Source organism: Pseudomonas sp. SDO52101_S400 (genome assembly GCF_054071635.1).
This window is the reverse complement of record NZ_JBSVWF010000031.1, coordinates 60,622-74,038: the sequence shown is the minus strand read 5'-3', so window position 1 is coordinate 74,038 and position 13,417 is coordinate 60,622. Positions and strand designations below refer to the sequence as shown.

10 protein-coding genes are annotated in these 13,417 nt (G+C 60.4%); 7 read left to right on the top strand and 3 right to left on the bottom strand.

The genetic code is table 11. The features are described 5' to 3' along the window. The first annotated feature begins 236 nt into the window (after positions 1 to 236). The 7 genes from ACW9HX_RS17070 (at position 237) to ACW9HX_RS17040 (ending at position 7,271) form a co-directional block, all read left to right on the top strand. The gene (locus ACW9HX_RS17070) at positions 237 to 776 is read left to right on the top strand and encodes a TetR/AcrR family transcriptional regulator (protein WP_457381488.1); all 540 of its coding nucleotides are present in this window, start codon (positions 237 to 239) and stop codon (positions 774 to 776) included. Positions 777 to 806: 30 nt separating this feature from the next. Continuing rightward, the gene (locus tag ACW9HX_RS17065) at positions 807 to 1,640 is read left to right on the top strand and encodes an alpha/beta fold hydrolase (RefSeq protein ID WP_457381487.1); all 834 of its coding nucleotides are present in this window, start codon (positions 807 to 809) and stop codon (positions 1,638 to 1,640) included. 47 nt (positions 1,641 to 1,687) lie between these two features. Continuing rightward, positions 1,688 to 2,149 (top strand): acyl-CoA thioesterase, encoded by a 462-nt coding sequence (locus ACW9HX_RS17060; RefSeq protein WP_085732471.1) that lies wholly within the window; start codon positions 1,688 to 1,690, stop codon positions 2,147 to 2,149. Positions 2,150 to 2,184: 35 nt separating this feature from the next. Then, positions 2,185 to 3,144, top strand: coding sequence for a tRNA dihydrouridine synthase (locus tag ACW9HX_RS17055; RefSeq protein ID WP_110719703.1), 960 nt, complete (start codon positions 2,185 to 2,187; stop codon positions 3,142 to 3,144). Between the two features lie 120 nt (positions 3,145 to 3,264). Beyond that, positions 3,265 to 3,711, top strand: a complete 447-nt coding sequence (locus tag ACW9HX_RS17050) for an Hsp20 family protein (RefSeq protein WP_007922004.1) — start codon at positions 3,265 to 3,267, stop codon at positions 3,709 to 3,711. A gap of 186 nt (positions 3,712 to 3,897) precedes the next feature. After that, a complete protein-coding gene (locus tag ACW9HX_RS17045; RefSeq protein ID WP_457381486.1) occupies positions 3,898 to 4,596 on the top strand; it encodes a DUF1266 domain-containing protein in 699 nt (232 codons plus the stop codon). Beyond that, complete coding sequence (locus ACW9HX_RS17040; RefSeq protein WP_457381485.1) at positions 4,593 to 7,271, top strand: DUF805 domain-containing protein; 2,679 nt, start codon at positions 4,593 to 4,595, stop codon at positions 7,269 to 7,271. Before ACW9HX_RS17045 ends, ACW9HX_RS17040 begins: the two co-directional genes overlap by 4 nt. Here ACW9HX_RS17040 and ACW9HX_RS17035 read toward each other — a convergent pair. The 3 genes from ACW9HX_RS17035 to ACW9HX_RS17025 form a co-directional block, all read right to left on the bottom strand. Beyond that, positions 7,268 to 8,959 carry an Hsp70 family protein gene (locus tag ACW9HX_RS17035; RefSeq protein WP_457381484.1) on the bottom strand — a complete coding sequence of 564 codons (1,692 nt, stop codon included), beginning with the start codon at positions 8,957 to 8,959 and terminating at the stop codon, positions 7,268 to 7,270. The genes ACW9HX_RS17040 and ACW9HX_RS17035 overlap by 4 nt on opposite strands. Positions 8,960 to 9,046: 87 nt before the next feature. After that, positions 9,047 to 12,325, bottom strand: coding sequence for a PAS domain S-box protein (locus ACW9HX_RS17030; protein WP_457381483.1), 3,279 nt, complete (start codon positions 12,323 to 12,325; stop codon positions 9,047 to 9,049). Positions 12,326 to 12,393: 68 nt separating this feature from the next. Further along, on the bottom strand, positions 12,394 to 13,284 hold the full coding sequence (locus tag ACW9HX_RS17025) for a LysR family transcriptional regulator (protein WP_457381482.1): 891 nt from the start codon (positions 13,282 to 13,284) through the stop codon (positions 12,394 to 12,396). Positions 13,285 to 13,417 lie beyond the last annotated feature (133 nt).

Below are 13,417 nucleotides of genomic sequence, written 5' to 3'. Positions count from 1 at the left end.
AGGACACCGCCCTTTCACGGCGGTAACAGGGGTTCGAGTCCCCTAGGGGACGCCACGATTACCCGCTCTGCGGGATTTATAAGGGTCATTCAATTATTGAATGGCCCTTTTGTTTGTCTGGCGTTTGGCCAAATTTCCTTTTTCCTTACACTGTGCTTCAGACCAGCGGTCATATTTTCGACTTGCAGAATATTATTATGAGAATAATATTCTAATCGTAATATTCGGAGGCAACGATGAACGACAAAAAAGCTCAAACCCGCGAACGCATCCTCAAGGCTGCCAGCGCCGCACTTATCCAGCGTGGCCCGGCCGAGCCGAGCGTGGGTGAAGTGATGGGCGCCGCCGGCCTGACTGTCGGTGGCTTCTATGCGCACTTCGAAAGCAAGGACGCAATGATGCTTGAGGCGTTCAAACAGTTGCTGGGGCGCCGCCGAGACCTGATTGCCGACATGGACTCTGAATTGACCGGCGAAGAGCGCCGCGCCCTGGTGGCTGCCTTCTACCTGTCGCGCAAGCATCGTGATTCCAGCGATTCGGCCTGCCCGATCCCGGCGTCCATCGGTGAGCTGGGGCGGCTTCCGGAAGAGTTCCGCATGGCGTTGAACGAGCACCTGGAGCTGATGATCGCGCAGTTGGCTTCAAGCCCTGAAGACATCGATAAAGCGTTGGCCGACGTGGCCTTGATGGTAGGTGGTCTGGCGCTCTCAAGGGCGTTGGGGCCTGGTGATTTATCCGATCGATTGCTGCGCGCTGCCAAATCGGCGGTGCGTTGACCTGAAGGCAACGAGCCTGAGGAGAGAGCGATGAGCACGTTGAAGTGGGTTCGCGGCGTCAATGGCACCTTGGGCTGGTTTGCTCCGAAACTGGTGGCAAGCAAAATGCGGCTGGCATTCATGACCCCTCGCGCCAATGCGCCACGGGATTGGGAATTGCCGCTGCTGGCGAAATCCGAGCGGATCACGTTGCGTTTCGGCCTCTCCGCGCTGCGCTGGGGGCAAGGTCCGACGGTTCTGTTGATGCACGGCTGGGAAGGGCGGCCAACTCAGTTTGCCGCGCTGATTACCGCGCTGGTCGAGTCCGGTTACACCGTCGTCGCTCTCGATGGCCCGGCCCACGGTCGCTCACCTGGACGCGAAGCCAACGTCGTATTGTTTGCCCGCGCCATGCTCGAAGCCGCTGCTGAATTGCCTCCGCTGCAAGCCGTCATCGGTCACTCCATGGGCGGCGCCAGTGCCATGCTTGCGGTGCAACTGGGGCTGCGCACTGAAACCCTGGTCAGCATTGCCGCTCCGGCTCGCATTCTGGGCGTGTTGCGCGGATTTGCCCGTTACGTCGGAATGCCGCCGAGAGCTCGTTCTGCCTTCATCCGCCAAGTCGAACAAGACGTCGGCATGCGCGCTGCGACCCTGGATGTCGCCCACTATCAGTTGGATATGCCAGGCCTGATCGTGCACGCCGAAGACGACACCTTCGTCTCGGTCAAAGAGTCCCAACTGATCCACGAATCCTGGTTCGACAGCCGACTGCTGCGCCTGGAATCCGGCGGCCACCAGCGGGTACTGGCCGACCCTCGGGTGATTGATGGCGTGTTATCACTGCTGGCCGGTCGCAGCCTTCAGGCGCGGCAATCGGCGTAGTCATCCGTTACACTGCCCCGGTTGAATCATTTGACCGGGAGTAGGGCATGGGCTGGGATCGGGCAACGCCGTTTACCATTGATCTGCAAGTGGGCGCCGAGGACATCGACGGGCTGGGGCACGCGAACAACGCGGTGTACGTCTCCTGGCTCGAACGCTGCGCCTGGCGCCACTCGCAGCGGCTGGGCCTGGATCTGGTCGAGTATCGTCGTCTGGATCGGGCGATGGCGGTGGTGCGGCACGAGATCGATTATCTGGCGGCCGCTTACGAAGGTGATGAGCTGCAATTGGCGACCTGGATCGTCGATTGGGATCAGCGCCTGAAAATGACCCGTCACTTCCAGCTGATTCGTCCCAGCGACAACACCACGCTGCTGCGTGCCCAGACCACCTTCGTCTGCATCGAGCTGTCCACCGGCAGGCCCAAGCGCATGCCCGCCGAGTTCATCGAAGGCTACGGCCCGGCCATCCAGACAGCGGACATGGGTTTAACCCGCGAAACCCAGTAAACTGCCGCACGTTTTTCCTTGAGTGTGTGTTTCCCATGCAAATTGCTCTGGCGCCGATGGAAGGGTTGGTCGACGACATCCTGCGCGATGTCCTGACCCGTGTCGGCGGTATTGACTGGTGCGTGACCGAGTTCATCCGGGTCAACGATCAGTTGCTGACTCCGGCCTATTTCCACAAGTTCGGCCCTGAACTGCTCAACGGTGCCCGCACGGCTTCCGGTGTGCCACTGCGTGTGCAATTGCTGGGTTCCGACCCGGTATGCCTGGCGGAAAACGCAGCATTGGCCTGCGAACTGGGCTCTGAAGTGATCGACCTGAACTTCGGCTGCCCGGCCAAAACCGTCAACAAGTCCCGTGGCGGCGCCGTGCTGCTCAAGGAGCCGGAGCTGCTCAACCAGATCGTCGAGCACGTGCGGCGTGCCGTACCGGCACACATTCCAGTCACCGCCAAGATGCGCCTCGGTTTCGACAGCCCGGACGGCTCGCTGGTGTGTGCCACGGCGCTGGCCGAGGGCGGCGCCGAGCACATCGTGGTTCACGCCCGGACCAAGATGGACGGCTACAAGCCGCCGGCCCATTGGGAGTGGATTCCCCGGGTGCAGGACGTGGTCAAGGTGCCGGTGTTCGCCAACGGTGATATCTGGAGCGTTGAAGACTGGCGTCGCTGCCGGGAGATCAGCGGCGTCGAGGACATCATGCTCGGTCGCGGCCTGGTGTCGCGTCCGGATCTGGCCCGTCAGATCGCTGCCGCCCGTGCCGGCGAGGAGGTCGTCGAGATGACCTGGGCCGAGCTGATGCCGCTGATCCAGGACTTCTGGCTGCAAGCCAAAGCGCAGATGACTGCGCGCCAATCGCCGGGCCGCCTGAAGCAATGGCTGGCAATGCTGACCCGCAATTATCCCGAGGCCGCCGAGCTGTTCACCGTGCTGCGGCGTGAAACCGAGCCGGACCACGTCTCGCGTTTGCTGGGTTTGCCGGTTGCCGAGGCGGCCTGAAAAAATCTTCAAATGTTCTCTTGAAAACAAAACGCAGGTCCCTATCTAAGGGTTACGCGATGCCGAATTCGGGTCGCGGAGATAAAAAAACTTGCTGATTGTTTTCAGGAGATTTGAACCATGAGTACTGCATTTTCCCTCGCACCACTGTTCCGTTCCTCGGTTGGTTTCGACCGTTTCAACGACCTGTTCGAAACCGCCCTGCGTAACGAGCCAGGCAGCACCTATCCGCCTTACAACGTCGAAAAACACGGTGACGATCAATACCGCATCGTCGTGGCGGCGGCCGGTTTCCAGGAAGAAGACCTGGAACTGCAAGTCGAGAAGGGCGTGCTGACCATCAGTGGCGGCAAGCGTGACGCGAACGAAGGCGTCACCTTCCTGCACCAGGGCATCGCCCAGCGTGCCTTCAAGCTGTCCTTCCGTCTGGCCGATCACATCGAGATCAAGGCCGCCGGCCTGAGCAACGGCCTGCTGAGCATCGATCTGTTGCGTGTGATCCCGGAAGAAGCGAAAGCCAAACGCATCCCGATCAACGGGACGCAGAAGCCGGCTCTGCAACACTGATTCACTTGCAGAAACAAGTCGTCTGAACGGGCGATGAGCCGCTGAATGAAGGCCCCGATACGTCGGGGCCTTTTTTGTGGGCGCAGGAAAACTGCGGTTCGACTTTGCCGCCAGCGACGGTTTCTCTACAATCCGCCGCAGTTTTGCCGACCCCCCTTCTTATCGGTCGGCCTGGAGCCTTTTTTCATGGACGATATTCAACAGCGTTGGCTGTGCGCCCTCTCTGCGCCGATGGTGGCGCTCAATCCTCGCGCCGAATACGACGAGCCAGCGTTTTACGCCGATCCGCAGTTCATCGATTTGCAATGCAGTTGGGGAATCAATGATCGCCCGCAACTATTGAGCATGTTCAAGCGCATGACCGACAACGGTCATGCCAGACATCTCAATGGTGCCTATCTGGCCTGGCAGCGTTGCCTGCCCGGCGAATGGCAGGCATTGATGGAAACCCTCGAGCCGCGTGAGCGCGTTCTGCACGATTTCGCCAGTCGTACGTTTGGTGACTGCGGGCCTGGCGGTATTCTGGCCTGGGACTATGGTCGCATGGGGTTTCTGCTGCGCTGCGCGGTGCGCAACCAGTGGATTGATCTGACTGAAAGTGCCTGGTTGCACGGGCGGTTGGCGGTCAGGGCCCAGTATCACTACAGCAGCTGGAAATCGTACTTCAACGGGTTCCTTTTCGGTCGCGGGTTCTGGGGGTGTGAAAGCGAAGGTGATGACACCTTTGCTTTCGAGCTGGATCGACAGGGCGAGCAATCGAACAGCGTGCAAGTGGCCCGTGGGCTTGCGCAGAACATGCCGGTTTTTCTGGACAACCTGCCTTGGCATCTGGAGCTCGACTTGCCCCAGCGTCCGGTATCTCTTGAGGAGTTCGACTGGTCATGAGTTGCTGGATACGTTTGGGTATCGAACCCACCGACGATGAATCGCTGATTCGAGATGCCTACCGCGCGCGACTGCCGGAACATCATCCGGAATCCGACCCTGAAGGATTTCAGGCATTGCGTCAGGCATATGAAAGTGCGATTCGCTTCGCTCGCGAAGACGCACTTGAGGTGTCTGAAGCCGCTGATCCGGAGGTGCCTCAGGCCCTTGCCGACTTTGACAATCTGTTGAACGACCCGGCGCGGCGTTTTGATCCGCAGGCCTGGCAGAGCTTTGTCAAAACCCTGGATCAACTGCCGCTCGGCGTGCTCGATGATCTGCGCTGGGCATTGTTTGGCCAGCTGTTCAACGCCGATCTGTTGTCGCACCGTTGCGCCAGCGTACTCGTCGGCTACATGGGCTGGGAACATCAGTTGATGACCCTGGGCTTTGACCAGGCTCGGCAGGCGGAAGAATTTCTCGATCAGATCGATAAGCCCGACCCGTTCGATATGGCATCGATGGGGCATTGGTCCGCCGCTGCTCAGACCGAAAGCCTGTGGTATTTGCACACTCTGGATATGATCTTCAATCAGCGCTCGCTGCAGGAATTCGACCGCTTTGTCAGTCGGCATACCTGCCTGCCATTGCCGGATCACGCGGCGTCGATCAAGCGTCTGGTCGTGCAATTCACTCAGGCTGGCATTGGAGGCGAGGGGCTGCGGCAGTTCTGCGTCGAGTTGCAGCGTGAAACGCCGAATGACGTGGATTCGCTGTACCTGCTGGCTTGTCAGAACAGCCTGCTGGGGCTGGATGACGAGGCATTCGCGTGCTGGGTGCAACTTTGGCAGGAACACCGGCACCCGAAGGCCGAGAGCGAGTTGTTGGCCTTGTGCGCCAGGCGTCAGCCGGATTTTCTTCCCTTGTTGATTCAGGCCTTCGACCGTCTCGGTGATTTTCGCGATTGGGCCTTTGATCTGGGGGATGCCACTCAGTCCTACGGCAGCCCGTCGCGCCGGCCGGAAACCCTGGCTCGCTGGATGGGCATTGGCCCGGACCAGACTCAGGGCCTGGCCAAGGCGTTTTTGAATTGGCGGATGACCGACGACGAATTGCCTTTGCTCGCGTTGCTGTTGGGTGCGCACGACGACGTTCGACTTCAGCAACTGTATCGACACGCCTGGGCCCTGCATCGAGGCGATGTGCAGCTGTTACAACAGTTGGCCGATCAGCCTCCGGCCATCGATGCGCTTGAAGAGCTGGTCCTGAGCGGGTTCCGGTCTCAAGCCCGACAGCATTTGCGCTGGTTGAGTCATGGGCCGATCCCGCTGACGATGGGCGCGTTTATCGATGAAGGCTCACAGCTGGCCCGCCTGCCCGAAGCGTTGGAGAAAGGCAGCAGTCACAAGGTATGCCTTGCATGGTTGCGGCGATTGCGAGCTTACAGCCCGGTAGCGCTGGAGCGGATCGAGCAGGCGTTCTCCCTGGGCGACACGCACGCGGCCGGCGAGCTGGCGGTGCTGAGCGTGCTGACCCAATTGAGTGATCGAGGCGTGGCATTGCCACCTGTCGGCTCGGGAGGTGCAGTGTGGCAATGGCACGCCAGCACGCTGTATCTGTTGGCATTGCTCAGCGAACCAGAGCGCTGGCTGAGCTTGACGGGAGAGCTGACGCTGGAGCAGCTGCCGTTCGATTCGGCCCATCCCGTCAGCCGGTTGCAGCCGCTGTTGCGACGTCTTTATCGCGAACAGGGAGATATCAACGGTTTGCTTGGCTGGTTGCAGGTCGAAGACCCGGTGCATGCCGTACTGGCTCGGCAATTGATGGGCGTCCAGCAAGCACTCGACAGTGCGCGATTGCTGAGCAATGACCGCTTGTATGACTGTGTGCACAGTGACCTGAGTGCGTTCAGTGATGACGTGCTCGGACGAATGCTGCTGACGGGTGTGCTGTATCACGATCCATTGATGGATGCTCAGCAGCGCCGCTATTTGCTCGATAGGACAACCGAGATTATCAACTCTCAGGACTGGTTCGACGGCTTCCGTCACAGTCTGATCAAGGGAGAACCGACGCACCCGCCAACACAGGCGTTGACGGAGTACGAAGGTATCCACAGCGAGACCTTTTACCTGGCCCTCGATGTGCTCAAAGGTTTGGTGCGCTACGGCAGCGCCGGGGTGCCGCGACAGAAGATTTTGCTGCGCATGCAGCGCGCCAAGGACAGCCCGGACCATGGGGTCGGTCTGCGCCTGGCGTTCAGTGCATTGTTGTCGTGGTCGGAGCGCTTGCTGCTGGCCCGGGCCGACAGTCGTCCGGCATCGCCCGTGGCCTTCTGGCGCCTGAATACTCGTCTGGCGCGCGGGCCGTTCTTTTGGCAGGTGCTCGGCTCGGTATTGGTGACACCGCTGGCGGCTTTGCTCAGCGGCACGCCGATGTCCGGGATTGCTGTGTTGTTGCTGGGCGGTGTGTTTTTGCTTGGGGCCATGCTGCGACGTTTGCATGACATGGGGCGGGGCATCCCGACGTTGTTGATCCTGCTCTGCCTGTCGCCGGTGCTGCCGTTTCTGCCGTTGATGCTGTTTGCGTTTCCCGGTGACAAGCTGCCCAACCGTTATGGTGTGCCGCTGGACAGCGCAGGAGAAGACATGCTGCCAGGCGGCTTGCAGGCTACGCTGCGTCGGCTCAACGGTTAGAGACGCAGTTCATCGAGCCCCTTCTCAAGCTGTGATCGATGGCTGGCAATCTCCCTGGGTTGCTGGCCTCCGAGTACGGCGTTAAAGGTGTCCATCCAGTCGGCAATGCGTTCGCGTTCATTGCCGAGGCTCTGCATCCAGGCGCGCTCAAGGCGTGCCAGCAGTGTGCGGTTGGGCAGCGAATCGCGAGGATGGACTTTAAGGGTAGAAAGCCGTTCACGACTGTCTTGCCGAGCCTGTTCGTCGAGCCCGGTCGGGCTGCGATCGATGCTGTGGCTGTGGCGCTCGCCACTGTCGAGCAGCGTGACGTCCACTTCCAGCAGGCCATTGATATCGTAACTGAAGCGTACATCCAGGCTCTGAATGTGTTCGCTGGGCTTGAACTTCACATCAAAGGAATCAATGAAGATGTTGTCGCGCACCCATGGACGCTCACCCTGATAAACCGCAATGCGGATCTCGGTTTGTTGTGCAAACGTTGTGGAGTAGCGCTGTACGCGCGATGTCGGGATAACCGTATTGCGCTCGATGATCGGTGAAAAAGCACCGCTGATACCTTCACCACGGTTGGTCGAAATTCCCAGGGTGTAGGGGCAGACGTCGGTCAGGATCAGTTCCTCAACCGCACCATCGCGCGCCTTGCACGCCGCTTGCGTCGCCGCGCCCAGTGCGACAATCGTGTCTGGGTCGAGGTGTCGATACGGCAGACGTCCGAACAGCGTGGCCACCATTTGCTGCACCGCCGGCATCCGTGTAGCGCCGCCCACCAAGACCAGGCTATCGAGGTCACGTGGTTTCAGGCGGGCATCGCGCAGGGCTTGCTCGATCGGTGCGCGCAAACGGGCCAGGAGGGGTTCCCAGATCTTTATGGCGCCGCTTTCATCCAGCGACCATTCGAACGTTCTGTCGGCATGCCGCCAGCTCAATTGCTGAGTGCCTTCGCCGAGCTTGCATTTGAGTTGTTCCAGCGCATCGCCAAGACTGGCCATGCCTTGCGCGTCGATCATGGCGGGCGTCAGCTGCCAGTCGCTGAGGCAGGCCTGCAGCAAGGCGGCAGTAAAGTCTTCTCCACCCAGAAAGTTGTCACCGGTGGACGCATGCACCTCGATCAGCGGCAACGCATATTCCAGCACCGTGACATCGAAGGTCCCGCCGCCCAGATCGAAGATCAGCGTGCGTTCGAACTTCTGTTCGTGCAGACCGTAGGCCATGGCCGCGGCGGTCGGCTCGTTGATCAGTCGGGAAACTTTCAGGCCCGCCAGTTCTGCGGCGAACAAGGTGCGTTTGCGCTGTTCGTCGCTGAAATAGGCGGGCACCGAAATCACCGCTTCCTGCACCGGGTGACCGAGAAAAGCCTCGGCATCCTGTTTGAGCGAACCGATCACCAGCGCCGAGAGCTCTTCGGGGCTGAATGAGCGCCCGCCAAGTTCGAGACGTTTTTCACTGCCCATGAAGCGCTTGAACGCCGCCGCTGTGCGCTCCGGGTGGGTAGTCAGTCGTGCGCGAGCGGCTTTGCCGACCAGAATGGTGTCGTCTTCATCGAGGCTGACCACCGAAGGTGTGAGCACGTCGCCGAGGGCGTTGGGGATCAATCGGGCCTGACCGTCCTGCCAGACGGCGATCAAACTGTTGGTGGTACCAAGGTCAATGCCCAGCAGGGCCGGGCGGGGGAGGGTTGCATCCTGCATGATCGATCTCGAAACGGCGCAAAAAAACGCGACCCTACAGGTTGCCGCCAACCCTGGCAATTACTGGCCTGGCGTCGATGCCTGCGGTCAAACCAGCAACCCTTTCAACACCTCCAGCGCCACCGGCCGACTGTGCAGATAGCCCTGATACAAATGACAGCCCAGCCCTTGCAGGAATTCCAGCTGCTCTGGGGTTTCCACGCCTTCGGCGATCACTTCCAGTTCCAGGCTGCGGGCCATGGCGACGATGGCGCGGATGATCTCGGCGTCGTTGGGGTCGCTGGTGGCATCGCGGATGAAGGACTGATCGATCTTCAAGGTGTCCACCGGCAGGCGCTTGAGGTAAGTCAGCGATGAATAACCGGTGCCGAAATCGTCCATGGCGAAGCTCACGCCTAATTTTTTCAGGCGGCGCATCTTGCTGATGGTGTCTTCCAGGTTCTGGATGACGATGCCTTCGGTGATTTCCAGTTTCAGCAGTGAGCAGGGCAGGCCATGGCTGGTCATGCTGTGTTCGATGCGCTCGACGAAGTCGTTCTGGCGGAACTGTCGGGGACTGATGTTCACGCACAGGCTGAAGGCCAGCGGATCGATCAAGCCGTCGGCGATCAATTGTTTGAAGGCCTCGCAGGCCTCATCGAGGATCCAGGTGCCGACCTCAAGAATCAGCCCGCTGTCTTCCAGGACCTTGATGAACTCGGTCGGCGATTGCGCACCGAGTTCCGGATGATTCCAGCGCACCAGCGCTTCGGCGCCGATGATGCGGTTGTCCCGGGCGTCCACTTGCGGCTGGAAATGCACGTTGAATTCGCCACGGGACAGCGCCAGGCGCAGGTCGGTCTCCATGCGCAGCCGTTCGCTGGCCGCTTTCTGCATGGTGTTGTGATACATCTGCGTGGTGTTGCGCCCGGAATCCTTGGCCCGGTACAGCGCGATATCCGCGCGTTTGAGCAGGTCGGTCGGGGTCGAGCCGTGATCGGGAATCAGCGCCACGCCGATGCTCGGCGTCACTTGCAGGCGCTGGCCGTCGAGGAACATCGGCTCCGACAGCAATTCGCGAATGGTGTCGGCCAACTCCCGCACCTGGGCGCTGACCTCGTTGCGCGTGCCTTCCAGACCGCTGAGCAACACCACGAATTCATCGCCACCGAGCCGCGCCACGGTGTCTTCCATGCGCACGCTGGCTTCGAGGCGTGCGGTGATGATTTTCAGCACCGTGTCGCCGACCGGGTGGCCGAGCGAGTCGTTGATGTGCTTGAAGTGATCGAGGTCGAGAAACAGCAGCGCGCCGCGCAGGTTGTGGCGTTTGAGCAGGGCAATCTGCTGGCTCAGACGATCCATCAGTAACGCGCGGTTGGGCAGGTTGGTCAGCGGGTCGTGATAGGCCAGATGACGGATTTGCGCTTCGGCGTTCTTCAGCAGGCTGACGTCCCGGGCGGTCATCAGCAGACAGGCGGTTTCGTTGAGGGTGATCGGTTCGACCGAGACCTCCACCGTCAGCAATTCCCCGCGCTTGTTGCGCCCGAGCATTTCCTGATGGTGCACGCGGCCCTTGATCTGCAGTTCGGCGAGCAGCCCCGAGCGCTGCTTTTCCTCGGCCCAGATACCGACCTGATACACGGTTTTGCCCACCACTTCGTCGGCGCGATAGCCGGTCAGGCGACAGTAACCGTCATTGACCTCCAGATAACGCCCGGTATCGCGTTCGGTGATGGTGATGGCGTCGGGGCTGGAGTGGAACGCCTTGGCGAATTTCTCTTCACTGGCCTTGAGCGCTGCTTCCGAGCGCTGTTGCTGGGTGATGTCGCGCAGCGTGGTGACGATACAGGGCTGGTTGCCGACGCTGATCTGACGGCTGGAAATCACGCAGGTCAGCGACTGGCCGTCCTTGTGCTGGACGATGATCGCGACATTGCTCAGCCCTTGTTCGCGGATCACCCTTTCGATGCGTTGCAGGCTTTTTGCCGAGGCGTCCCACAGGCCGATTTCTTCGGCGGTATGGCCGATGACGTCGGCGGCGCTCCAGCCGAAGGTCTGGCTGAAACTGGAATTGATCTCGATGAACTCCCCGGTTTCCTGACGGGTCACGCAGATCGGGTCGGGGCTGACCTGGAACAGCGTGGCGAATTTCTCTTCGGAAGCCACCAGCCGTTGTTCGCGTTCGACCTGGTCGGTGATGTCCAGCAGGGTGCCCGCCATGCGCAGCGGCGCGCCGTTTTCGTCGCGATAGAGGCGGGCGCGGCTTTCCAGATAGCGCGAGCTGCCGTCCGGCAGTTGTACACGATAAGTCAGCTGATAATTGCCCGCCGGGCCTTCGCGCAAGCTACGGTAGGCATCGCGCATGCTGTCGCGCTCCTCGCCGGGCACGCCTTCGAAGAATTCGTCAAAGGATTCGTGAAACGGAATCGGCTCCAGTCCGTGCAATTGCGCGGCCCGGGCCGAGCCGTAGAGCATGCCGCTGGGAATGTGCCAGTCCCAGGTGCCGAGCTGTGCAGAGTCCAGCGCCAGATCGAGGCGTTCCTGGCTGTCCTTGAGGGCGTGCTCGGCGGCTTTGCGTTCGGTGGTGTCGAGAAACGTGCTCAACAGATACGGCTGGCCTTCGAGTTCGACCTTTTGCGCGCTGAGAATACCGTCGTGGACCTGGCCGTTACTGGCGCGGAACTGCACCTCCATGCTGATCAGTTCGCCCTTGGCCTTGGTCTTCTTGACCAGCTCCGCCCGTTGCTCGGGATGCACCCACAGGCCCAATTCCAGGGTGGTACGACCGATGGCGCTCTGCACCGGCCAGCCGAACAGGCTTTCGAAATACTGGTTGGCCTCGCTGATCAGGCCATCTTCCTGGCGGGTCAGCAGCACCATGTTCGGACACAGGTGAAACAGCGTGGCGAAACGTTTCTCCGAACTGGTGAGCGCCTGTTCCCGTTGCCGCTGGTGGGTGATTTCACGGATCACCCCGATCATTCGGGGCCGGCCATGCTTGTCCGGCAGCAGGCTGCCATTGATCTCCAGCCAGTGCAGGCTGCCGTCGGGCCAGCGGATGCGGTGGTGCATCGCCTGTTCCAGTGGCGCACCGGCGATGACCGCGTGGAAGGCGCGAATGGTTTTCGCCCGGTCTTCCGGTGGCAACAGGTCGAGGTATTCCAGGTCTTCTGGCAGCGGTTGTCGCGGATCGAAGCCGAACAAGGCCTGGGTGCCGCGCGACCAACTGATCTGCCCGCGCTCGATATCCCAATACCAGGCGCCGAGGCGGGCGCCATTAAGCGCCGCGAGCAATTGCGGCGCGCTCTCCCAGCTCTGTTCGGAACGCCGTGGATCAATGGCCTGAATACGCGGCATCGGCGGAATACGGTCAACAGATTTCGGCATTGTTAACGGGCCTTGAGCTGATTTGGGCATTAGGCACAGGGACGACAGCTCTATAGGAGTAGCACAAGTTAGCCGAGAGTCCCTGGCAGATCGATTTGAGCGTCCAGCAGGGCCATAAACGCCCGTGCAGCATTCGACAGTGTCCGTTCGGTGTGCAGGATATAGCCTAGCTGGCGACTGAGCTGTATGCCCGGCAAAGGTATGCGTGCCACCTGTTCATCGAGCATGGTGCGCGGCAAAACGCTCCAGGCCAGGCCGATCGATACCATCATTTTGATGGTTTCCAGATAGTTAGTGCTCATGGCGATGTTCGGTGTAAGGCCTTGGGCCTCGAACAGACGCTGGACAATATGGTGAGTAAAGGTGTTGCCGCCGGGGAAAACCGCCGGATGGCCGGCAATGTCCGCCAATGTGACGGCGCCGTTGCTGATCAACGAGTGTTCCGGGGCGACCACGAAATCCAGCGGGTCATCCCAGACCGGCGTGGCCTTGACCAGTGTGTGTGGCTCCGGCGCCAGGGTGATGACTGCCAGTTCTGCGCGGCCATGGAGAATTTCCTCGTAGGCCACTTCCGAATCGAGGAACTGAATATCCAGCGCCACCTGTGGGTAACGGCGGGTGTACTCCCTTAATAAGGGCGGCAAACGGTGCAGGCCGATGTGGTGACTGGTGGCCAGGGTCAGACGACCGGTCACTTCGCCGGTCAGGTTGGTCAGGGCGCGGCGCGTGTCATCGAGCACGTTGAGAATCTGATAGGCCCTTGGCAGCAGGGCCCGGCCGGCCTCGGTCAGGCCTACTTCACGACCCAGCCGATCGAACAGCCGCACATTCAATTGCTGCTCCAGCCCGGCGATGCGTTTGCTGATCGCTGGTTGCGTCAGGTGCAGGCGCTCACCGGCGCCGGAGAAGCTCCCGGACTCGGCAATCGCGATAAAAGCATTGAGGTTGGCCAGATCCATGTTTGTATTCCAGTTGGTTATCCAAAGCATAAAAAATATGAATTTGAGTTATTCAATCTAACCCCATAGGATCGGCCTCACAAGCCAAAGGGTTATTGATAAGCCCAGGGCATAGAAACAAGCTGATGAGGAA